Annotated in this window: 17 protein-coding genes and 1 tRNA gene; 13 read left to right on the top strand and 5 right to left on the bottom strand. The window is 74.8% G+C overall.

Annotated elements, in window-relative coordinates:
- Positions 1-20: 20 nt before the first annotated feature.
- Positions 21-680, bottom strand: a complete 660-nt coding sequence (locus GCU56_RS07715) for a TetR/AcrR family transcriptional regulator (protein WP_163480936.1) — start codon at positions 678-680, stop codon at positions 21-23.
- Positions 681-745: 65 nt separating this feature from the next.
- Entirely contained in the window at positions 746-1,696 is a 951-nt protein-coding gene (locus GCU56_RS07720) for an acyl-CoA desaturase (protein WP_345771711.1), read from the bottom strand.
- 245 nt (positions 1,697-1,941) lie between these two features.
- Between GCU56_RS07720 and GCU56_RS07725 the strand changes: the two genes are divergently transcribed.
- The 10 genes from GCU56_RS07725 to GCU56_RS07770 all read left to right on the top strand — a co-directional run bounded on the left by GCU56_RS07725 (position 1,942) and on the right by GCU56_RS07770 (position 13,164).
- Positions 1,942-2,014, top strand: a tRNA-Gln gene (locus GCU56_RS07725).
- Between the two features lie 31 nt (positions 2,015-2,045).
- On the top strand, positions 2,046-3,539 hold the full coding sequence (glmU, locus tag GCU56_RS07730; RefSeq protein WP_345771712.1) for a bifunctional UDP-N-acetylglucosamine diphosphorylase/glucosamine-1-phosphate N-acetyltransferase GlmU: 1,494 nt from the start codon (positions 2,046-2,048) through the stop codon (positions 3,537-3,539).
- A gap of 43 nt (positions 3,540-3,582) precedes the next feature.
- Positions 3,583-4,563 (top strand): ribose-phosphate diphosphokinase, encoded by a 981-nt coding sequence (locus GCU56_RS07735; RefSeq protein WP_163480939.1) that lies wholly within the window; start codon positions 3,583-3,585, stop codon positions 4,561-4,563.
- A gap of 232 nt (positions 4,564-4,795) precedes the next feature.
- A complete protein-coding gene (locus GCU56_RS07740) occupies positions 4,796-5,500 on the top strand; it encodes a 50S ribosomal protein L25/general stress protein Ctc (protein WP_163480940.1) in 705 nt (234 codons plus the stop codon).
- Positions 5,501-5,559: 59 nt separating this feature from the next.
- Entirely contained in the window at positions 5,560-6,147 is a 588-nt protein-coding gene (gene pth, locus GCU56_RS07745) for an aminoacyl-tRNA hydrolase (RefSeq protein ID WP_163480941.1), read from the top strand.
- 231 nt (positions 6,148-6,378) lie between these two features.
- A complete protein-coding gene (locus GCU56_RS07750) occupies positions 6,379-7,833 on the top strand; it encodes a sugar transferase (protein WP_345771713.1) in 1,455 nt (484 codons plus the stop codon).
- Positions 7,834-8,001: 168 nt separating this feature from the next.
- Positions 8,002-9,258, top strand: coding sequence for a DUF1972 domain-containing protein (locus GCU56_RS07755; RefSeq protein WP_345771714.1), 1,257 nt, complete (start codon positions 8,002-8,004; stop codon positions 9,256-9,258).
- Complete coding sequence (locus GCU56_RS25075; RefSeq protein ID WP_163480942.1) at positions 9,255-11,393, top strand: glycosyltransferase; 2,139 nt, start codon at positions 9,255-9,257, stop codon at positions 11,391-11,393. Before GCU56_RS07755 ends, GCU56_RS25075 begins: the two co-directional genes overlap by 4 nt.
- Positions 11,390-12,421, top strand: a complete 1,032-nt coding sequence (locus GCU56_RS07765; protein WP_163480943.1) for a glycosyltransferase — start codon at positions 11,390-11,392, stop codon at positions 12,419-12,421. Before GCU56_RS25075 ends, GCU56_RS07765 begins: the two co-directional genes overlap by 4 nt.
- Complete coding sequence (locus GCU56_RS07770; protein ID WP_204331649.1) at positions 12,418-13,164, top strand: polysaccharide deacetylase family protein; 747 nt, start codon at positions 12,418-12,420, stop codon at positions 13,162-13,164. The genes GCU56_RS07765 and GCU56_RS07770 overlap by 4 nt, the downstream gene beginning before the upstream one ends.
- A 78-nt stretch (positions 13,165-13,242) precedes the next feature.
- Here GCU56_RS07770 and GCU56_RS07775 read toward each other — a convergent pair whose 3' ends face one another.
- The 3 genes from GCU56_RS07775 to GCU56_RS23845 are packed head-to-tail and all read right to left on the bottom strand — an operon-like array spanning position 13,243 to position 18,318.
- Entirely contained in the window at positions 13,243-14,811 is a 1,569-nt protein-coding gene (locus GCU56_RS07775) for an oligosaccharide flippase family protein (protein ID WP_204331650.1), read from the bottom strand.
- Complete coding sequence (locus tag GCU56_RS07780; protein ID WP_163480944.1) at positions 14,795-15,802, bottom strand: glycosyltransferase; 1,008 nt, start codon at positions 15,800-15,802, stop codon at positions 14,795-14,797. Before GCU56_RS07780 ends, GCU56_RS07775 begins: the two co-directional genes overlap by 17 nt.
- Positions 15,799-18,318: a hypothetical protein gene (locus tag GCU56_RS23845; protein ID WP_163480945.1), complete on the bottom strand. Its 2,520-nt coding sequence runs from the start codon at positions 18,316-18,318 to the stop codon at positions 15,799-15,801. Before GCU56_RS23845 ends, GCU56_RS07780 begins: the two co-directional genes overlap by 4 nt.
- Before the next feature lie 246 nt (positions 18,319-18,564).
- Between GCU56_RS23845 and GCU56_RS07790 the strand changes: the two genes are divergently transcribed.
- The 3 genes from GCU56_RS07790 (at position 18,565) to GCU56_RS07800 (ending at position 21,581) form a co-directional block, all read left to right on the top strand.
- Positions 18,565-19,995, top strand: a complete 1,431-nt coding sequence (locus GCU56_RS07790) for a polysaccharide biosynthesis tyrosine autokinase (RefSeq protein ID WP_163480946.1) — start codon at positions 18,565-18,567, stop codon at positions 19,993-19,995.
- Between the two features lie 29 nt (positions 19,996-20,024).
- On the top strand, positions 20,025-20,651 hold the full coding sequence (locus tag GCU56_RS07795) for an arsenate reductase/protein-tyrosine-phosphatase family protein (RefSeq protein WP_204331651.1): 627 nt from the start codon (positions 20,025-20,027) through the stop codon (positions 20,649-20,651).
- A 177-nt stretch (positions 20,652-20,828) separates the two neighbouring features.
- Positions 20,829-21,581 (top strand): polysaccharide deacetylase family protein, encoded by a 753-nt coding sequence (locus GCU56_RS07800; protein ID WP_204331652.1) that lies wholly within the window; start codon positions 20,829-20,831, stop codon positions 21,579-21,581.
- Positions 21,582-21,583 lie beyond the last annotated feature (2 nt).

The following is a 21,583-nucleotide window of genomic DNA, read 5'->3' on the forward strand; positions in this document are numbered from 1 at the left end:
CCCCTGCAGGAGGGCCGGGATCACGGGGCGGGCGGCGCGAGCGGGGCCGCGACCAGCCCTGGTGCCGGGTCCAGCCGGGCCAGGCCGTTGTAGGCGAGGTTGACCAGGTGCGCGGCCACCTCCCGCTTGCCCGGGGTGCGCGTCTCCAGCCACCGCTGACCGACCAGCGCCACCATGCCCACCAGGGCCTGGCTGTAGAGCTCGGCCAGCTGCGGGTCGTAGCCGCGCTCGTCGAACTGGGAGGCCAGGATGTGCTCGACCTTGCGCGCCACCTCGCCGAGCAGCGAGGAGTACGTGCTGGAGGAGCTGGCGACGGGGGAGTCGCGGGAGAGCACCCGGAAGCCCTCAGTGTCGTCCTCGATGTAGTCGAGCAGCACCAGCGCGGCCCGCTCGAGCAGCTCGCGGGGCCGGCCGCCGGCCGACAGCGCCGACGTGAACCGGTCGAGCAGTCGCTGCATCTCCCGGTCGACGACGACGGCGTAGAGGCCCTCCTTGCCGCCGAAGTGCTCGTAGACGACCGGCTTGCTGACGCCGGCGCGGGCGGCCAGCTCCTCGATCGAGGTGGCCTCGTAGCCGCGCTGGGCGAACAGCTCGCGGCCGATGTCGAGCAGTTGCTCGCGGCGCTGGGCGCCGGTCATCCGCACCCGGGGCCGCGCCGCACTGCCGGTCGCGCCGTCCATCCCCCGTGGTCCCCTCCCGGGCACCGCCCCGAGCGTGCGAGGGGTGGGGAGGAGGGGGTCCTTGCTCAGCTCGCGACCGTCGCCGGGGCGCGCCGCTTGGCGGCGAGCCGCACGCGGTCGGGCCACTTGACGCTGTGGGCCCACCCGAGCCGCTCGAACGCCCAGATCACCCGGGCGCTGATGTCGACCTGGCCGCGCAGGACGCCGTGGCGCGCGCACGTGGGGTCGGCGTGGTGCAGGTTGTGCCAGGACTCGCCGCCGCTGAGGATCGCCAGCGGCCAGAAGTTCGTCGCGCGGTCGCGGCCGGGGGAGACGAACGGCCGGTTGCCGACGACGTGGCAGACCGAGTTGATCGACCACGTCACGTGGTGCAGCAGGGCGACGCGGACCAGCCCGGCCCAGAAGAACGCCGACCACGCGCCGGCCCAGGAGCCGGTCACCAGGCCGCCGATCAGCGCGGGCGCGGCCAGGCTCACGAAGGCCCACACCACGAAGAGCCGGCTGGTGGTGACGAGCGCGCCGTCCTTGAGCAGGTCCGGCGCGTAGCGCTCCTGGTTGGTCTTGCGTCGGTCGAACAGCCAGCCCAGATGGGCGTGGAACATGCCCTTGAGCAGCGACCGCAGGTCGGTGCCGTAGCGCCACGGGGAGTGCGGGTCGCCCGCGCGGTCGGAGAAGGCGTGGTGGCGGCGGTGGTCGGCCACCCACTGGATGACCGGCCCCTGGATGGCCATCGACCCCGCGGCCGCCAGCGCCAGCCGCAGCGGCCGGTTCGCCTTGAACGAGCCGTGCGTGAAGTGCCGGTGGAAGCCGACCGTCACGCCGAGGAGGGCCAGGTAGTAGAAGCCCACGGCCAGCCCGACGTCGAGCCACGACATGCCCCAGCCCCACACGGCAGGGACGACGGCGATCAGGGCCAGGAACGGCACCGCGACGATCACCGACAGCGTGATGATCTCGAGCGAGCTCTTGTGCCGGCCGATGGCGTTGGCGGGCAGTCCGGCGTGCGGGTCCGCCACAGGGGGAGCCGTGGGCCGGGTGAGAGCGGGAGCGGACAAACGGGACTCCTGGGCGGTGTCGGGGCCTCGCGCGGGGTCGAGGACCCTCCGGCGCCGTGGCTACGTGCCCGTAACCTACGGCAGCGTAGGGACCCCGGCGACCTGGGCTCCGCGCCCGGTGGGTGCCCCACCCAGCCGGCGGCCCTAGGCTCGCCCCGGGTGCCCCGCCGCGGCACCCCCGTGGCTGGCCGCAACCGCGCCACGGGTGGGGGATGGGGTAATCGGCAGCCCGCCGGCCTTTGGAGCCGTGCAGTCTCGGTTCGAGTCCGAGTCCCCCAGCTCGATGAGTGCCGCCCGTCTGAGGAGATCTGTGACCGCGCAGGAGCCGTCCGCCACCCCGTCCCCGGCGGTCGCCGCCGTCGTCGTCCTCGCCGCCGGGCAGGGCACCCGCATGAGGTCGGCGACGCCCAAGGTGCTGCACACGCTCGGCGGGCGCAGCCTGCTGGGTCACGTCCTGGCCGCCACGGAACCGCTGGGCGCGGCCACGACCGTCGTCGTCGTCGGCTCCGGCCGGGACCAGGTCGAGGCGCACCTCGCGAGCGTCGCCCCCGGGGCGCTGGCGGTCGTGCAGGAGCAGCAGCTCGGCTCGGGGCACGCGGCGGAGGTCGCGCTCGCCGCGGTGCCCGACGTCGAGGGCGCGGTCCTCGTGGTCAACGGCGACTCCCCCCTGCTGACCAGCCGGACCCTCGAGACCCTCGTCGCCGCGCACGCCGCCGCCGGCAGCGTCTTCACCGTCCTGACCGCGGAGGTCGACGACCCGACCGGCCTGGGCCGGATCGTCCGTGACGACCGCGGTGCGCCGCAGGCGATCGTGGAGGAACGGGACGCGACGGACGAGCAGCGCGCGATCCGCGAGGTGAACGCCGGCGTCTACGTCGCGAACGCCGCCACCCTGCGCCGGGTCCTGGCCGGCATCGGGACGTCCAACGCACAGGGCGAGCAGTACCTGACCGACGCGCTCGCGCCGCTGGTCTCCGGTGGCGCCCCCACGGCCGCCGTCCTGGCGGACGACCCGGAGGACGTGCTCGGCTGCAACGACCGCGCGGAGCTGGCGGCCCGCCGTCGGACGCTCAACGACCGGGTCCTCGGCGAGCTCATGCGCGCCGGTGTCACGGTCGTCGACCCGGCCACCACCTGGGTCGACGTCACGGTGACCGTCGCCGCCGACGCGGTGCTCGAGCCGGGGACGCAGCTCAAGGGCGCGACGACGGTCGCGTCCGGTGCCGTCGTGGGCCCCGACAGCACGCTCGTCGACACCGAGGTCGGAGAGGGGGCATCGGTCGTGCGGTCGCACGTGCTCGGCGCGAGCGTCGGCCCGGCGGCCACGGTCGGCCCGTTCAGCTACCTGCGGCCGGGCACCAGGCTGGCCCGCGGCACCAAGGTCGGCGCCTTCGTCGAGACCAAGAACGTCCAGGTGGGTGAGGGCTCGAAGCTGCCCCACCTGTCCTACGTGGGCGACGCGACCATCGGGGAGAGCGCGAACATCGGGGCGGCCACCGTCTTCGTCAACTACGACGGCGTGGCCAAGCACCACACCACGATCGGCGACCACGTGCGGATCGGCTCCGACACCATGCTCGTGGCACCGGTCACGGTGGGAGACGGCGCCTACACCGCCGCCGGCTCGGTGATCACCACCGACGTCCCCCCGGGGGCGATGGGCGTGGCGCGGGCACGCCAGCGCAATGTGGCAGGCTGGGTGCTCCGGCGGCGTCCCGGGTCGGCCGCAGCACGGGCCGCCGAGGCCGCCGGGCATGCAGGGGCCGAGGCAGGGGCCGACACTCGGACGACGGCGTCCGAGTAGACCGGCGGCCGGCGAGGACCGAACACCAGGGATCAGAGGGCCGATGAGCGCCATCCGGCAGACCACCAGCAAGAGCCTGATGCTCTTCTCCGGCCGGGCCTACCCGGAGCTGACCGACGAGATCGCCGGGCACCTCGGCGTGACGCCGACGCCCACCGCGTCCTACGAGTTCGCCAACGGTGAGCTGTTCGTCCGCTTCGAGGAGTCCGTCCGCGGCTGCGACGCCTTCGTGGTGCAGAGCCACACGGCACCGATCAACACCTGGCTCATGGAGCAGCTGATCATGGTCGACGCGCTCAAGCGCGCCTCGGCCAAGCGGATCACCGTCGTCGCGCCGTTCTTCCCCTACGCCCGCCAGGACAAGAAGCACCGCGGCCGGGAGCCGATCTCCGCCCGGCTGGTCGCCGACATGTTCAAGACCGCCGGCGCCGACCGGCTGATGACCGTCGACCTGCACACCGCCCAGATCCAGGGGTTCTTCGACGGCCCGGTCGACCACCTGTTCGCACTCGACCTGCTGGTGAAGCACGTCTGCGCGCGCTGGGGCGAGCGCGACATCACCGTGGTCTCCCCGGACTCCGGCCGGGTCCGGGTCGCCGAGCGGTGGACCGACAAGCTCGGCGGCGTCCCGCTGGCCTTCATCCACAAGACCCGCGACCCGATGCGGCCCAACGAGGTCAAGGCCAACCGCGTCGTCGGTGAGGTCGAGGGCCGGGTCTGCATCCTGGTCGACGACATGATCGACACCGGCGGCACGATCGTGAAGGCCGCCGAGACCCTGTTCGACGCCGGCGCCGCGGACGTCATCGTCACCGCCACCCACGGCGTGCTGTCCGGCCCCGCCGTCGACCGGCTGAAGAACAGCAAGGTCAGCGAGGTCATCGTGACCAACACGCTGCCCATCCTGCCCGAGCGGCACTTCGACAAGCTCACCGTCCTCTCCATCGCACCCCTCCTCGGCCGGGCGATCAAGGAGGTCTTCGAGGACGGCTCGGTCACGAGCCTCTTCGACGGCGCGAGCTGACGAAGGACCCCGTCCTCCTCGCGGCCCGCGGGCTCGGGGCGAGCCTCCGGACGGGGCCGTGGCGGTCGGGGAGCGCCCGTCGGGTAGCCTGAGCAGGTTGCCCGGCGAGGGAGACGGTTCGCCCGTACTCCGTGATCGACGTGCGCGCTCCTGAGTGGGTCGAGCCCTCCGAGGTGTGCCGCGCCGTGTGCCGGCTGCAGACCCTGATCCACCTCCCGAGGAGCACACCACCGTGGCTGACTTCCGCCTCGTCGCCGAGTCCCGCACCGAGTTCGGCAAGGGCAGCGCCCGCCGCACCCGCCGGGCCGGCCGCATCCCCGCCGTCCTCTACGGGCACGGCCAGGACGTCGTCCACCTGTCGCTGCCGGCCCGCGAGTTCGCCGCGGCGCTGCGCAACGGCGGCGGCAACGTGCTGCTGACCGTCGTCCTCGACGGCACCGAGCAGCTCGCCCTGACCAAGGCCGTGCAGCGCGACCCGCTGACCCGTACCCACGAGCACGTCGACCTGCTGCTGGTGCGCCGCGGCGAGAAGACCACCGTCGACGTGCCGATCGTCATCGTGGGCGAGCCCGGGGTGGACGCCATCCCGAACCACCAGCTCAACACCGTCGCCATCGAGGCCGACGCCACCAACCTGCCCGACACCATCGAGGTCGACGTGACCGGCCGGACCGCCGGTCAGGGCATCACCGCCGGCGACCTGGTGCTGCCGCGCGGCGCCACGCTGGTCACCGACCCCGAGGCGCTGGTCATCGGCTTCCTGGGTGCGCCCACCGCCGAGGCCCTCGAGGCCGAGCTCGCCGAGGCCGAGGCCGAGGCCGGCATCGAGCGCGAGGAGTCCGACGCCGCCCAGGAGGGCACCGGCGAGGGCGACATCGTGGGCGAGCCGCAGGACCAGGGCAGCGGCGAGTCGATGGAGTCGGCCGAGAAGGGCTGATCCCGCTGACCGAGAGCACGACCCGCAGGGGCGCCGGCGATGCCGGCGCCCCTGCGGCCGTGTCCGAGGGGCCCTTCCTCGTGGTCGGGCTGGGCAACCCCGGCCCCTCGTACGCCGGGAACCGGCACAACGTCGGCGCGATGGTCCTCGACGAGCTCGCCGCCCGGGCCGGCATCCGGCTCTCGCCCGGGAAGGGCAAGCGGGCCCGCACGCTCATCGGTGAGGGCCGGCTGGCCGGACGCCGGGTCGTGCTGGCCCGCCCCACCAGCTACATGAACGAGTCCGGCGGCCCTGTGCGCGGACTGCTCGACTACCACTCCATCCCGGTCACCGACCTCGTCGTGCTGCACGACGAGCTCGACATCCCCTTCTCCGCCGTGCGGCTCAAGCGCGGCGGTGGGGAGGGCGGGCACAACGGCCTGAGGTCCATCTCGCGCTCCACCGGGACGCGCGACTACCTCCGCGTGCGGGTCGGCATCGGCCGGCCGCCCGGGCGGCAGGACCCCGCCGACTTCGTCCTCAAGGACTTCTCGGCCACCGAGCGCAAGGAACTCGACCTGCTCGTCGCCGAGGCGGCCGACGCCCTCGAGGAGCTGCTGAGCGCGGGCCTCGAGGCGGCGCAGAACGTCGTCCACCCGCGCAGCTGACCGGTCGCACGCCCCCGCCGAGACTCCCGTTCGGGTGAACGATCACTCTCCGCATTGACCTCGATGTGACGCTGGGTGATGGTTCTCCCGACGTCGGGCGCCTGCGCTCGGGAGAATGGCTGGTCATCGAGCTGTTCGTCCCCCGCTGGTGTGGGCCCCGCTACAGGTTGTCACGCGTGTCCGGGGGGAACCGTGCTGCTCGATCACTCAAGGGTAGGGCTCGGTACGGCGGTGCATGCGCCGGCGACGGCGACGGTCGAGGCCGCCGCCCGGGCTCGGGCGCGCGCCGGGACGCCACGCTGGGCCGGCCGCTACTCCCTGGCGCTCACCGTCTTCGAGGCCCTCGCCGCAGCCATCGCGGGGGCGGCGGTCCTCGTCACGCGCCCCGACGGGTTCTCCACGTCGTCACCCCTATTCTGGGCCGCGGTGTCGCTGGTGGCCGTGTGGCCGGTCCTGCTGCAGGCCACCGGCGCCCACTCCGAGCGGGTCTTCGGCACCGGTAGCGACGAGTTCCGCGCCGTGGGCGCGGCCGGCTTCTCGCTGCTGGCGGTCGCCGGCTTCGTCTCCTACGCGACCGGCCTGGACCTCAGCCGGGCGCTGGTCGTCGTCGCGGTCCCCGCCCTCACCGTCACCACGCTGGTGGGGCGGTACGCCGCCCGGTGCGTGCTCCGTGCGCTGCGCACCCGCGGGCACTGCACCAAGCGGGTGGTCGTGGTCGGCCGGGGCACCGCCGTCCTCGAACTGGTCGGCCGGGTGCGGCGTGAGCACTACGCGGGCCTGGACGTCGTCGCCGCCTGCGTCACCCCCGACGACCGGGAGCGCGTCGCCCGCACGGCCGCGGTCCCCGTCGGTGGCCTCGACGAGGTCGTCAGCCTGGCCGCCCGGCTGGGTGCCGACACGATCGCGGTGACCTCGGCCAGCGAGACCGCCGCCCAGTACCTGCGCCAGCTGTCGTGGCAGCTGGAGGGGACCGGTATCGAGCTCCTCGTGGCCCCGGGGCTGATCGAGGTCGCCGGACCCCGCCTGCACATCCGCCCGTTCGAGGGCCTGCCGCTGCTCTCGGTCGAGCAGCCGCGCTTCGAGGGCTGGCGTCGCGTGGTCAAGGGTGGCCTGGACCGCCTCGTCGCCGCACTCGCCCTCGTCGTCCTCGCGCCGGCGTTCCTGGGCATCGCCCTGGCCATCCGGCTGACCAGCCTCGGACCGGTGCTCTACCGCCAGGAGCGCGTGGGGGTGAACGGCCAGGTCTTCACGATGCTCAAGTTCCGCAGCATGGTCGTGGGCGCCGACCGCCAGGTCGACGCCCTGCGCGACGTCAACATCTCCGACGGTCTGCTGTTCAAGATGCGGGTCGACCCCCGTGTCACGCCGGTCGGCCGGCTGCTGCGGCGGCTGTCGCTGGACGAACTGCCCCAGCTGTTCAACGTGCTCGGCGGGTCGATGTCCCTGGTCGGGCCGCGACCACCGCTGCCCGGTGAGGTCGCCCGATACGACACCTCGGTCAGCCGCCGGTTGCTGGTCAAGCCCGGCCTCACCGGGCTCTGGCAGATCTCCGGGCGCAGCGACCTGCCCTGGGAGGAGGCCGTGCGCCTGGACCTCCGCTACGTCGAGAACTGGTCCCTGGCCATGGACCTGCTGATCCTGGCCAAGACCGCGCGCGCCGTCCTGAGCCGGTCCGGCGCCTACTGACGGCCCTCCTGCCGAGGGGGCAGGAGGGTCCCTCCTCCGTGCGGGTGACAGCACTCTCCGTGGCACTCCCCTCGGCACCGTTCGGCGTCGATGCTCGCAGCGAGCGGCGGGACCCATGCGCATCGCGCACGGGCCGTCCCGTTCGGACCGTAGGGATCGGAGGACCTGGTGGACGCGCTCCGCATCGCCATGGTGGGCACGCGTGGTGTCCCCGCGCGGTACGGCGGCTTCGAGACCGCGGTCGAGGAGGTCGGCCGGCGGCTGGTCGAGCGCGGGCACCGCGTCGTCGTCTACTGCCGCACCGTCCCGGGCGCCGACGCGCTGCCCTCGGCCGAGCACCTCGGCATGGAACTGGTGCACCTGCCGGCCGCCCGCACGCGCGCGCTGGAGACGCTGAGCCACACCGCGCTGTCGGTCGCGCACCTGACGGCCCACCGCACGGACGCCGCGTTCGTCTTCAACGCCGCCAACTCGCCGCTGCTGCCGGTCCTGCGGGCCGCCCGCATCCCGGTCGCCACGCACGTCGACGGCCTGGAGTGGAAGCGGGCCAAGTGGGGGCCCACCGGTCGCCGGTACTACCGCGCCGCCGAGGCACTGGCCGTCCGCTGGTCCGACGCACTGATCGCCGACGCCCAGGGCATCGCCGACTACTACCGCGACGCCTTCGACGCGCCCACCTCGCTGCTCACCTATGGCGCGCCACTGATCGAGCCGGGGGCCGACCGCCTGGGCGAGCTCGGTCTCGAGCCGCGCGGCTACCACCTCGTCGTCGCCCGCTTCGAGCCGGAGAACCACGTCGACGTCGTCGTCGAGGGCTACGCGGCGAGCTCGGCGGCCCAGCCGCTGGTCGTCGTCGGCTCGGCACCCTACGCCGACGAGTACACCCGCCGGGTGCACGCACTGGCCGACGACCGGGTGCGCTTCCTCGGTGGCGTCTGGGACCAGCAGCTGCTCGACCAGCTCTACGCGAACTGCTCCACCTACCTGCACGGGCACTCCGTGGGTGGCACGAACCCCTCGCTGCTGCGCGCCATCGGCGCGGGCGCGGCGGTCACGGCCTACGACGTCGACTTCAACCGCGAGGTCGTCGCCGACGCCGGTCGCTACTTCCGGACGCCGCAGGACGTCGCCCGGCAACTCGCGGCCGCCGAGGCCGACCCCGTGGGCGTGCTCCGCGCCGGACAGCGGGCGCGCGAGCTGGCCGGTGGCTACGACTGGGACCAGGTCGCCGCCGGGTACGAGGAACTCGCCGGCCGCCTGGCCGCCCGCCGTTTCCCGCGGCGTCGTCCCTCGGGACGCCGCCGGCCGACCTCGGCCGCGGTGGCGGCTTCCCCGGCCGGGCCGGCACGGGTGTGGCCGGACTCCGCGCTGCTGCCCGCGCCGACCGCACCGGTGCTCGACGGCGTGCGGGCGGTCCGACCGTGACCGTGGACGACGCGGAACCGGCTGGCCCCATCGGGGTCGTCGTCGTCTCGTTCGGCCCGGCAGGACTCCTGCGCCGCACTCTCGCGACCCTCGACCTCCCTGGACCCGACGTGCGCGTCGTGGTCGTCGACAACTTCTCGACCGCCGAGAACCGGCGTGCGGTGGAGGAGCTGGGGACCACGCACGGCTGGCACGTCGTCGGGATGCCCGACAACCGGGGGTTCGGTGCCGCCTGCAACGCCGGAGTGCGCGCCGCCCGGAACCTGGGCTGCCGGACGTTCCTCTTCCTCAACCCGGACGCGCTGATCACCTCCTCGGTAGTGGCGGAGCTGCGGGAGCACAGCCTGCGGGAGCCGACGGCCCTGATCAGCCCGCTTCTGGTCGACTCGGCGGGCGAGGTCGTCTTCCGGGCGGCGCGCACCGACCTGCGCGACGGCCGTGTCCACACCCGGCCGGACGACGGCGGAAGGGCCACCCGTCACCCCGGTGACTGGCTCTGCGGTGCCTGTCTGGTCGTCCACGACGACCTGCTGCAGCGGATCGGTGGCTTCGACGAGGGCTACTTCCTCTACTGGGAGGACGTCGACCTCGGCTACCGGGCGATCGGCGCCGGTGGCACGGTGGTCCTCCGCGACGACCTGGTGGCGGTGCACGACGAGGGCGGGACGCACGGCGAGGCCGATCGTGGCCGGGCGAAGTCCCCGCTCTACTACCGCTACAACTGCCGCAACCGGCTGGCCTTCGGGGCACGTCACCTGCGGCGCCGGCAGCTGCTGCGCTGGCTCCTGGCGACGCCCGTCGTCAGCTGGGAGATCCTGCTGCGCGGAGGACGGCGTCAGCTGCTCCGGTCACCGCGGCCGCTGTGGGCGGCGGTCTCCGGATCGCTGGCCGGGATCGCCCTCGCGCTCCCGGCCCTGCTGGAAGGACGCCGACCCCCCGGAACCCGGTCGTCGGTCCTGGTGGTCCACCCGGGAGCCGAGTTGTACGGCTCCGACCGGGTGCTGCTCGAGTCCGTCGAGGCCCTGCGCCGGGTGTCCGACGTGGTGGTCGCGCTGCCCTCCCGGGGTCCACTGATCGCCGAGCTCGAGCGTCGCGGCGCGCGGGTCGTCGTCGTCCGGATGCCCGTGCTCCGGAAGGCGGCGCTGCGGCCGAGCGGGATGGCCACGCTCGTCCGCGACGCCGTCCTGGGCCTGCTCCCCGCGTTCCGGCTCCTGCGCCAGGCCGGTGGCGAGACCGTCTACGTCAACACCACGGTCCTGCCGTTCTGGCTCGTCGTCGGACGGCTCGCCGGCCGGCGCGTGGTCTGCCACGTGCACGAGGCCGAGTGGCCGGGACCGGCAGTCCTGCGCCGGTCGCTGCTCCGATCGCTCACGGCGGCCGACGCGGTGCTGGCCAACAGCCGCTTCACCCGCGACGTCCTCACCGACCTGCTCCCCGCGGTCGCGGCACGGACGACCGTGGTGCCCAACCCGGTGCACGGCCCGGTGGTCCCGGTGCCGCCGCGCGCGAGACTCCAGGGCCCCGTCCGCCTGCTGTACGTGGGGCGGCTGTCCCCGCGCAAGGGACCCCAGGTGGCCATCGGGACGCTCCGGGAGCTGCTCGCCCGCGGGGTGGACGCGCGACTGTCACTCCTGGGTTCGGTGTACGAGGGCTACGGTTGGTTCGAGGCCGAGCTGCGCGCGACCGTGTCCGAGCTGTCCGATCGAGTCGACTTCCTCGGGTTCCGGGCCGACGTCGCGCCCGTGATGGCCGAGGCCGACGTGGTGCTGGTCCCCTCGGTCGTCGACGAGTCCTTCGGCCTCGTCGCGGTCGAGGCCGTCCTGGCCGCCCGGCCGACGCTGGTCAGCGCCCTGGGCGGCCTGCAGGAGGCGACTGCCGGCTACGACGCTGTCCAGGTCGTCCCCCCGGGCCGCCCGGAGCTGTGGGCGGATGCGGTCGAGCGGGTGATCGCCCACTGGGCGGTGTACCGCGCGGCCGCCGTCGCCGATGCCTCCGACGCGGCCCGTCGGCACTCCCCGCGCCGGTACCAGGCGCGCGTGGTGGAGGTGGTCGAGGGGCCCCGGCGCGCCGTCTCCCGGACGCCGGGCGGAACCGTGCCCCGTGCCCTCGGCCGGAGCGAGGAGATGCCGGCATGACCGCAGTGAACGGGTCGACCGGTGTCCGCGTGCCCCCGCCCCCTGCTGGGAAATCCGCCGTGCGGGTCACGATCGCCGTTCCGACCTTCCGTCGCAACGACCGGCTCGAGGCACTGCTGCCGCTGCTGCTCCAGCAGGCGCAGGAGGTGGCCACCGCGTCCGGTGGCCGCTGGGTCGTGGAGGTCCTCGTGGTCGACAACGACCCACCGGGCGGCGCGGCGCAGGTCGTGACGCCGAGCGCCGGCTCCGGCGTCCGCTACGTCGTCGAGTCCACGCCGGGCATCGCCGCAGTGCGCAACCGGGCCATGGACGAGGCCGCCGACGCACGCCTGCTCGCCTTCATCGACGACGACGAGCGGCCTGCGCCGGGATGGTTGGCGCACCTGCTGAGCACGTGGGCGCGGACCGGGGCGACGGCCGTGGCCGGCCCCGTCCACGCCGAGCACGCCGGGGAGCTCGACCCGTGGATCCGTGCGGGTGGGTTCTTCGACGCCCGGAGCCTGCCGACCGGTACCGCCATCGATGTCGCCGCAACCGGCAACCTGCTGGTCGACCTGGCCGAGGTCCGCCGCCTCGGAGTCCGCTTCGACGCCGCCCTGGGACTCGGCGGTGGCGAGGACAGCCTGTTCAGCAGCTCCCTGGCCCGCGCGGGCGGGCGCCTGGTCTGGTGCGAGGAGTCCGCCGCGATCGAGCACGTCCCGGCCGAGCGGATGACCAGGAGGTGGGTGCTGATCCGCTCCTGGGGTTCCGGCAACGCAGCGGCGCTGACGGACCTGCGGATGACGACCGGTACGGCCGCGCGGGCGCGGGTGCGGGTCGCGGGCCTGGCCGGGGGACTGCTGCGCATCGGCGGCGGCGCCCTGCGCGGCGGCTGGGGGCTGCTCGTCCGGTCGCACCAGCACCAGGCCCGGGGGGTGCGGACGCTGCTCCGCGGCGCCGGGATGATCGGCGGGTCCTGCGGTCTCGTCTTCGAGGAGTACGGCCGCTCCGGCCGCCGCTGGCGGCTGGCACGAGGAGGACGCCGGTGACCGCGCGCACGACGGCTCGGACGGCGGCCGTGGTCGCCGGGCAGGCCGCCCGCCGTTCGGCCGGGATGCTGGTGGGCTCCGCGGTCGAGCTGCGCACCGAGCGCCCCGAGGTGGTCCTGACCTTCGACGACGGCCCGGAGCCGGGAGGGACCGACCGCATCCTGGCGGCCCTCGCGGCCGCGGGGGCGAGCGCCACGTTCTTCGTCCTGCTCACCCGCGTCCGCAGGTACCGCAGCCTCGTGGACGACGTCGTGGCGGCCGGCCACGAGGTGGCGCTGCACGGGGTCGACCACCGGGCCCTGCCCACCCTGCCCCCGGCAGAGGCAGCCCGGATGATCCGCGCGGGCAAGGCCGAGCTCGAGGACGCGGTAGGGCGGCCCGTGCGCTGGTTCCGTCCGCCCTATGGTCGGCAGACGGGGCGCAACTGGGCAGCGGCCGCCCGTGCCGATCTGCTCCCCGTGCTCTGGGGGCCGACCCTCCTCGACTGGACCGACGCCCGGGACGACCAACGCGTCGCCCGGTCGCAGGACGGCGTGCAGAAGGGCTCCATCGTCCTGGCCCACGACGGATTCGCCGGACCGGAGGACGGAGCGTGTGACGGGCCGCCGCCGGTGCTCGACCGCGGACACCTCGTCACCGCGGTGCTGGCCGGGTACGCCGACCGCGGCCTGACCGCCCGGTCGCTCGGTCAGGCGCTCGACGGCGGTGGACGACTCGTCCGTGCGCCCTGGTTCCCCGGCTGATCCGCTTCCTCCCGCACGTACCCGGACGACACCGCGCGCCGCGGTCGACCGGGGCGCCGCGCGCCGACCGGTCGTGGCTCATCGACCGCGGGCGACCATCCGCCCGCCCAGGGCGAGCACACCGCACAGGTCGTGCCGGACCGCGGGCAGTGCGGCGGCCAGGCCGTACACCGCGAGCCCGGCCAGCCCGCCGGCGACGATCCGGGCGACCGACGGCCATCCGCCGGCCAGTTGGGTGACCGCGTGGCACGCCCCTCCGGCAGCCGCGGCGCACGCGGTGATCCGCGCCGCCCCCAGCTGCAGGGCCCGGAGCGGGACCTCCGTCACCCGGGACAGCCACCACAGCGACAGCGGCCACTCCAGCAGGGCAGCCGCCGCGTAGCCGGCGGCCACGCCCAGCACGCCGAAGGGACTGCCCGCGGCGATGCAGCCCGCCGACAGCACGAGGGTCACCAGGTGGTAGCGCAGCAGGGCGGCAGACAGCCCCCGGGTCAGGTAGACCCACAGGCCCACGTAGGCGAGTGTCTGCGCGCTGCCGGCCACGGCCAGCAACGCCAGCACGGGGGCCACCGCGTGCCACCGGTCACCGAGGACCAGGTCCACGACCGGGCCCGCGGCGCCGGCAACGAGGGCGAGGCCGGTGACCAGCGTGTAACCCAGGGCCAGCTGGCCCCGTACCAGGTACTCGTCGAACCGGAGCGGCTCCCGCTCGAGGCGGGACAGCACCGGGACGGCCAGCGTGGTGCCCGGCGAGCGCAGCTGGTTCAGCGGGGTCATGAGCAGCTGGTAGCCGCGGTTGTAGACGCCCAGCGCCGCCGGACCGGCCCACAGACCGAGGCTGAGGTTGTCGAGGTTGCTGCCCAGGTAGTAGACGACCTGCGTGCCGGTCACCCCGGAACCGAAGCGGAGGAGCGGGCGCAGGCCTGCTCCGCGCCGTGGCCGTCCCGGCAGCCACCTCGCCAGCGCGACCACCAGGACCAGTCCGATCGCGGCCTGTGTCAGCTGCTGGACGACCAGCGCCCAGTACGCGGCGCCCATGCCGGCGGCGGTCACCGCCACGGCGAAGGAGACCAGCTGGGCGGCGACGTCGGCTGCGGCCACGGCGCCGAACCGCAGCTGCCGGCTGAGCCCCGCCCGGTACTGGGCCGCCAGCCCGTTCAGCACGAAGGTGCCCGCCAGCGCACGGATGACGGGCTCGAGCTCGGGCTCGGAGAAGGCGGTGGCGATCGGGGCGGCCGTGCACACGGCGGCTGCGGCGACGACCAGGCCGGCCGCGGTGTTCAGCCAGAAGAGCCCGTCCCGCTGCCGCCGGGACAGCGCCGGGACCCGGAGGGCGGCGGTCGAGAGGCCGAGGTCCCGGAACACCTCTCCGATGCCGACCACGACCAGACCGATGGCGAGCAGGCCGTAGTCCCGCGGGCTGAGCATCCGGGCCAGGACGACGACCGAGGCGAACTGCACGAGGATGCGCGCCGCCTGACCGGCCAGGGTGAGTCCGGCCCCTCGGGCCGTGGCTCCGCTCAGCCCGTCGTCACCGGTGCTCGAGGGGACCGGGACGTCGACGGAGAGCTCCGGGGCGGGTGCACCGGGACCGAGCAGCGGCTCCGCGGTGTGCAACGGCCCGCCGCCCTCAGCCGGCCGCGACACGGCCGGGTCCGGTCGAAGCGCCGGTCGTCGGGGCCGGCGTGGCGTCGAGCCGGGTCGGCGTTCGGGCGTACTCCTCGTGGGCGACCCCGAAGGCGCCGACGAGCAGGCCGGCGTAGCTCACCAGCGTGCAGACGCTCCGCGCCCGGCCGGCGAGGTCGCCGCGCACCAGCGCGCCGAGGAGCTGGACCGACGCGATCGCGGTGTTGGCGACCGCCCGGGCCGTGAGGACGGCACGCAACCGGGCCCGTCGCACGGCGCCGCGGGTGAGGTGCAGCTCCACCCTGCTCCAGGAGCTGCCGCAGCGGTAGTTGCGGGCGATGACCCAGTCGCGGGTCAGCCGCTCCACCGGGATGGACTCCACCGCCTCCGCCTCGTCGCACCAGCGGATCTCCCCGCCGCGCGCGACCAGTTCCCGGGTGAAGAGGGTGTCCTCGCCCCCCGTCAGGCCGAACCCCTCGTGGAAGCGCAGCCCCAGGGCGCGCACCTGGGCCAGGTCGAGCAGGAGGTTGCCGCTGGCAGCCTCGGGCATGGCCGTGCCCGTGGGGTGGCGCGCCCGGTCGAAGGTGCCCGAGGCAGCGACCCACGGGTCCGCCGGCCCGAGCAGGCGGGCCGGGACCGGCCCCGCCACCGCTGCGGCCCCGGACACCTGCCAGGTGCCGACCAGGTGGGTCAGCCAGCCCGGGGACGGCAGTTCGTCGTCGTCCAGGAACACCAGCAGATCTGCCCGGCCGGCTTCTCCGAGCGCCCGGTTGCGCGCCGCGGAGATCCCCGGGACCGGTTCGTGGACGTAGCGGACGTGGTGGCCGGCGCGGCTGGACACCACGTCCGCGGCGCTCCCGGCCGGGTCGTTGTCGATCACCAGCACCTCGGCAGGGGGCGACAGGGCGGAGGCCTGCTCCTCGAGCTCGTCGAGCAGCGCCGGCAGCCACGCGGTGCGTCGGTAGGTGAGCACGGCGACGACCGTGCTGGGATCGACGTCGTCCGCCCTCACGTGCACTCCTCCGGTCCTGGTGGGTCTCCCGGCTCCATCGACCGTCCGCGGCGAGACCTTGACCCTGCGGGCGCCGGGACGGCGCCGGGCGACGTGGGCACCAGCGGGCGCCGCGGCGCACCGGCCGGGCCGGGGGACGCCGCCGCACCGGTCGGGGCGACCTGCGCGGTGCGTGCCCGGGGCGGACGGGCCAGCAGGAGGAGACCGAGTGCCAGCGTGAGGGTGTCCACGTTGCTCTCCATCGGCCCGAAGAGCAGTCCCCACAGCGCTGTCGGTACCAGGAGGCACGCGAGGCCGGAGGCCTGCCGGCGACCGAGCTGGTCGGCGATCCCGAGCAGCACGAGCACCCCCGCGGTGAGTCCGAGCAGCACGCCTGCCGGGCCCAGGGACGCCCAGAGGTCAGCGGCGATCGAGTGCAGGTGCACCCCGCCGGCGAGCATGTACGTCTCGACGTAGCCCGCGGCGGTGGGGATGTTGGTGACCGCGATGCCGGCCTTGGCGATGAGCAGGTCCTGGTCGTCGGGCACGGTCCCCAGCCCGAAGCCGAACGGGTGACTGTGCGCGAGTGCCCAGGTCGCCGTCCACTCCGGGCGGCCGCCGAGCAGCAACGACCCGGACTGCGCGATCTGGGTGACCGTCCGCTGCTGGATCTCGGCGCCCAGCGCCCCGGCGAGCATGAGGTCGGTGAGCAGCCAGTACCCCCCGGCGACGAGCCCGCCGATCACGGGCAGGGCGAGCCACCGCCTTCCCCGGTGCGCCGGACGGTCCGTGACGCGTCGCTGCTGCCAGAGGACGAGGACGGCGGCCACCGCGCAGAAGCCGAAGGCGCTGCGGGCGTCGTTGGTGACGTTCACCAGCCCGAGGACGGCCAGGACGGCGAGGGTGAGGGCCGGCCGGCCCGCGCGGGCGGCGAGGGCCAGCGCGATCACCATCAGCGGTGCGGACAGCTGGAACTTCCAGAGGTTGTCGCTGGTCGGCGCCTCCGCGAGCCCGCTGAACAGCATGCCCAGGCCGAAGGCGGTGCCCAGCACGGGGACCGGCAGCACTCCGCGCGCCCAGAGCAGCACGCCGACCCCGCCCACCGCGCCGAGGACCGCCGAGGCGCGCGCGGCGGCCTCGTACGGCGCGAACGCGTGGTCGGCGGAGTACCACCCGGCCAGCAGGGCCCCCGACACCAGCCCGACGACGGCCAGGGCCAGCAGCGGCGTCGTGCCCCGGTACCGGCGGACGGTGGGCAGCCACACCGGCAGGAGCGCGGCCGCGGCGAGCAGCCCCGCCGAGAGGCCCATCGGCAGGGGGCGGGTGAAGCCGACCATGGCGACGGCCAGCCCCGCGACGACCTGGGTCGTCGCGACGTCGGCGGGCACGGACGTGCGGCGGACGGCGGCAGCGGGGACCGCGGTCCCGACGGTCCCGTGTCGACCGTCGAGCGCCCAGTGGGCGTCCCCGCGCATGCCGGCCCGGATGCCGGCCCGGACGCCGGCCTGCGACAGCAGACCGTCGATCACCACGCCGGTGACCGGGATCCCGCGGGCCTGGACGTCCCCGAGCGTGGCCTCCAGGTCGGCGACCGTGGTGACCCGCCCGTCGGCGACGACGACCGCGCCGTCGAACCGTCCGTCCTCGGGCAGGGCACGTGGCGAGCCGACCGGGACGACGTCCAGCCCGGGGGCGGCGAGCTCGGCAGCCAGGGGTGCGGTGTCGGAGGCCGCGCCGACGAGCGCGACGCGTCGTCCATCCCGGTCCCCGGCGGTGCAGCGCAGAGCCCACCGCAGCCGTGCGAGTTCCTCCTCGCGGCAGGGCAGGTCACGGGACCGGAGCCGCCACCAGCGAGGACGGCGTCCCCGGGCGGGGCCGGCCGCGGGCAGCAGGCCGAGGACGGGTGCGGCCGTGCGGCGAGCCACGTCGCCGCGCCCCCGGACGCGCGGGCGGGCCAGCTCGGCCAGGCCGGCAGCGAGAGCGGCCCCGCCGGCCCCCGCCACCCCACCGAGCACGGCGAGGACGGTGGCCGGGCGGGACGTCGGGACGGGCTCGGCCGCGTCCTGCACGAGGGTGACGCGGAGCTGCGGGCCGTCGGTCCCGGGGAGCAGCTCGACGGCCCGCCGCTGGACCTCCGCGCCGACGGCTCGGGCGACGGCGGATGCCTCGGCCGGTGTGGGCCGGGTGGCCGCGACGTGCAGGACGCTCATCTCCCTCTCGACGGCGACGTCGAGGCCGGCCGCGAGCGCGCCGGCGGAGTCGTCCAGCTCCAGCGTGCTCGCCACGCGGGCGAGCACCGACGAGGACGTGGCCAGCTCGGCCACCGACGGCAGGACCGCCGTCCGCACCTGCGCGGCGGAGGAGGGGTCCTGCTCGTCGCTGATGACCGCGGCGTCCACGTACAGCGCCACCCGTGCTCCGTAGGTGGCCGGGGTGTGCATGCCGACCGCGGCCGCGAGGAGCACGCCGACGGCGCCACCGACGACCACCCAGACCCATCGGCCGGCGATCGCCCGTGCGTAGTCACTCAGTTCCACGTCAGCTCCCTCGGCGTTCGGCGGCCATCGTGGACCACCGACCGGGCCGATCGGCCGGCTCGGCGCGGATCTGGGCCGGGACGTGACCCCATGGGGTGGTACCGCACCCTGTTGCGCCGTCCCCGGCCCGTCTCGAGCAGCACACTCCTGGCAAGGAGCCCGGTCGGCAGCCGACCGGACGGGCCGACGTGGCCGGCGCGCGGCAGTCCCTGGTGCGCGCACGTGCACAGACGAGGAGTGCCAGTCGTGAACCCCCGAGGGCCGTTGCAGGTGTTGCGCCGGCGGTGGACCGCAGTCCTCGCCCTGACCCTGGCCGGCCTGATCGGCGGCCTGGCGTACGCCTGGACGGCACCGGTCACCTACCGGGCCACTGCCGGCGTCTTCTTCTCCCTGGTGTCGGGCAGCACGGCCTCGGACCTGGTGCAGGGCTCGACCTACGCCCAGAACCAGGTCCAGTCCTTCGCCCAGCTGGCGACGACCCCGGAGGTCCTCCAGCCGGTCATCGACGAGCTGGGCCTGCCCGAGAGCCCGGCTCAGCTGGCCGGCCAGGTGTCCGCCACCGTGCCGACGAGCACGGTGATCGTCGAGGTCACGGTGACCGACGGCTCCGCCGAGCGCAGCGCCGCACTCGCCAACGCGGTGACCGCCTCCCTGTCCGACGTCGTCGAGCGCATAGCCCCCGAGGACGAGGCAGGCGACCCGACCGTCCGGACCACCATCGTCGCGCCAGCGGAGGTGCCCGCCGGGCCCGCGTTCCCGAACGTGCCCCTGGTCGTGGCCGCTGGACTGGTCCTGGGTCTGCTCGCCGGGCTCGCCCTGGCCTGGCTGCGAGAAGCCCTCGACAACCGCGTCCGCGACGCGGAGGTGCTGGCGGAGCTGACCGACCTCCCGGTCCTCGGCACCGTGCCCGCCTGGCCGGCGGGCAACGGCCGTGTCGTGGTGGCCACCGCGCCGCACAGCCCGGCAGCGGAGAGCTTCCGCCGGCTGCGGACCAACCTGGAGTTCCTCCGCGTCGCCGACGACCGCTCCGCCCCCGAGGCACGCGGTGCGCACGTCCTCGCCGTGACGTCCTCGCTGTCGGGCGAGGGCAAGTCGACCGTCTCGGCCAACCTGGCGACGGCACTGGCCGAGACCGGTGCCCGGGTCCTGCTCGTGGACGCCGATCTGCGCCGCCCGACGGTCGCCGGCGTCCTCGGTGTCGAGGGCGGCGTCGGCCTGACCACCGTGCTGGTCGGGCAGGCCGACATCGACGACGTCGTGCAGGAGTGGGGCTCCGCCGGGCTGCGGGTGCTGCCGTCGGGTGCAGTGCCGCCCAACCCGGCCGAGCTGCTGAACTCTCCGGTGATGCGCGCCGTGGTCGCCGATCTGCGGAGCCGCTACGACTACGTGGTCCTCGACACGACTCCCGTGCTCCCGGTGGCCGACGCCAGCGTGCTGTCCGGGGTCGTCGACGGCATGGTCATGGTGGCCAACACGCGCCGGGTCCGCCGCCGCCAGCTGACGCAGGGGCTGGGGGACCTGTCCCAGGTCTCCGCGCGTGTCCTCGGGGTGGTCCTCAACCAGGTCCGCCGTGACGAGGAGCCCTACTCCTATGCGTACGCCGGGTCCGACGCGGAACCAGCGGCCGGCGAGCTGCCGGCCGTCCCCGATCCCTCCGGTCGCCAGCCGGTCGGATGAGCGGGCCGGTGGGTCCGGTGGAGCCGCCCGTGCCCCTCCTGGTCGTCTGCACCGGGAACATCTGCCGGTCGCCGGCCGCGGAGCTGCTCCTGCGTGCCGGGCTGGGGGAGGACGCGGGGATCGCCGTGGCGAGCGCCGGACTGGCCGCCCGGGCGGGTGAGCCCGTCGCCGCGCCGATGGCCCGGCTGCTCGCCGAGCGTGGCGTCCAGCCGGCCGGCTTCGTCGCTCGGCAGCTGCAGCCGCCGGTGCTGCGCTCGGCCGGGGTGGTGCTCACCATGACCACGGCCCAGCGGTCCGCAGTGGTGACCCGAGCGCCCTCGGCCGTCCGGCGGGCCTTCACACTGCACGAGTTCGCGGAGCTCGCCTCGCTGGCAGGAGAGCTGCCCGGCCAGGTGCGGCCGGTCGACCGGCTGGTCGCCCTCATCGCCGCGGCACCCCGGCTGCGCGCCCTCCGCACCGGCCCCCGTGACGATGACGTCGAAGACCCCTACCGGCGCTCTGACGAGGTCTTCGGCCGCGTGCTGGCGCGGATCGACGCCGACGTCGCGGCGCTGCTCGCCTTCCTGACCGCCGCGCCGGCCGGAACCGCTCAGCCGAGCTCCGAGACCTCCGCAGGGTGCGGCCACGGCACAACGAGGGTTGCCCCGGTCGGGTGATGACTGTCCGGAGTCCTTCTGGTGCACTGGGTTGCGGCATCGTCAGTCGCCCCGCCACAGGAGAACTCCCATGACTCGAGTCGCCGGCCACCGACCGGGTGGTCACGGCCACGTCCGCCGCGACCTGGGCCGGACCGCCGACGCACGCGGACACCGGTGCGTCGGAGGGGTCCGCCGGTGAGCGTCCCGGCCGGGGCGACCGCAGAAGCCGAGGTCGCCGACCGGGGGCTGCGCATCCCGCCCGTGCTCATGTACCACTCGATCAGCCCCTCCCGGCAGCCCGACCCGCACCGTGTGCGGGTCTCGCCGGAACGCCTGGACAGGCACCTGCGGCTGCTCCGCCAGTTGGGCCTGCGCGGGGTCCCGCTGGCCGAGCTCGTGGCCGCCCAGGACGGTGCGGCCGCCACGGGGCTCGTGGGCCTCACCTTCGACGACGGCTACGCCGACTTCCTCCGGTATGCCGCGCCCGTGCTCGACCGCCACGGGATGACCGGGACCCTCTACGTCGTCGCCGGCCGGCTCGGCGGGCACAACGCATGGGACACCGGGCCGCGGCTGGACCTCGTCGACGCCGACCAGGTGCGCGCGGTGGCCGCGGCCGGTCACGAGGTCGGCAGTCACGGCCTGACCCACATGCGCCTGGCCGGCGCCGATCCCGGGGTGCTCCGCCACGAGGTGGCCGACAGCAAGCACGTCCTGGAGGAGGTGCTCCAGCGCGAGGTGTCCGGCTTCTGCTACCCGTGGGGCGCCTTCGACGCAGCGGCGGCGGAGGCCGCTCGGGCCGCCGGGTACGACCACGCATGCGTCACCGGCGACTACTCGCCGCGTAACCGCTTCACGATCCCGCGCAGCTACGTCGCCCCGGGGGACACCGCGGTGCACCTGGTGGCGAAGCTGGTCCGTCACCACGTCCGCATCCGGCGGCCCTGAGA

This window comes from Geodermatophilus sabuli, assembly GCF_010686765.1.
GTDB lineage: Bacteria > Actinomycetota > Actinomycetes > Mycobacteriales > Geodermatophilaceae > Geodermatophilus > Geodermatophilus sabuli_A.

Bases quoted from the DNA above. Each gene is read 5' to 3' on its own strand.
- GCU56_RS07715 (WP_163480936.1), bottom strand. From the start codon at position 680: ATGGACGGCGCGACCGGCAGTGCGGCGCGGCCCCGGGTGCGGATGACC.
- GCU56_RS07735 (WP_163480939.1), top strand. From the start codon at position 3,583: ATGAGCGCCATCCGGCAGACCACCAGCAAGAGCCTGATGCTCTTCTCC.
- GCU56_RS07765 (WP_163480943.1), top strand. From the start codon at position 11,390: ATGACCGCAGTGAACGGGTCGACCGGTGTCCGCGTGCCCCCGCCCCCT.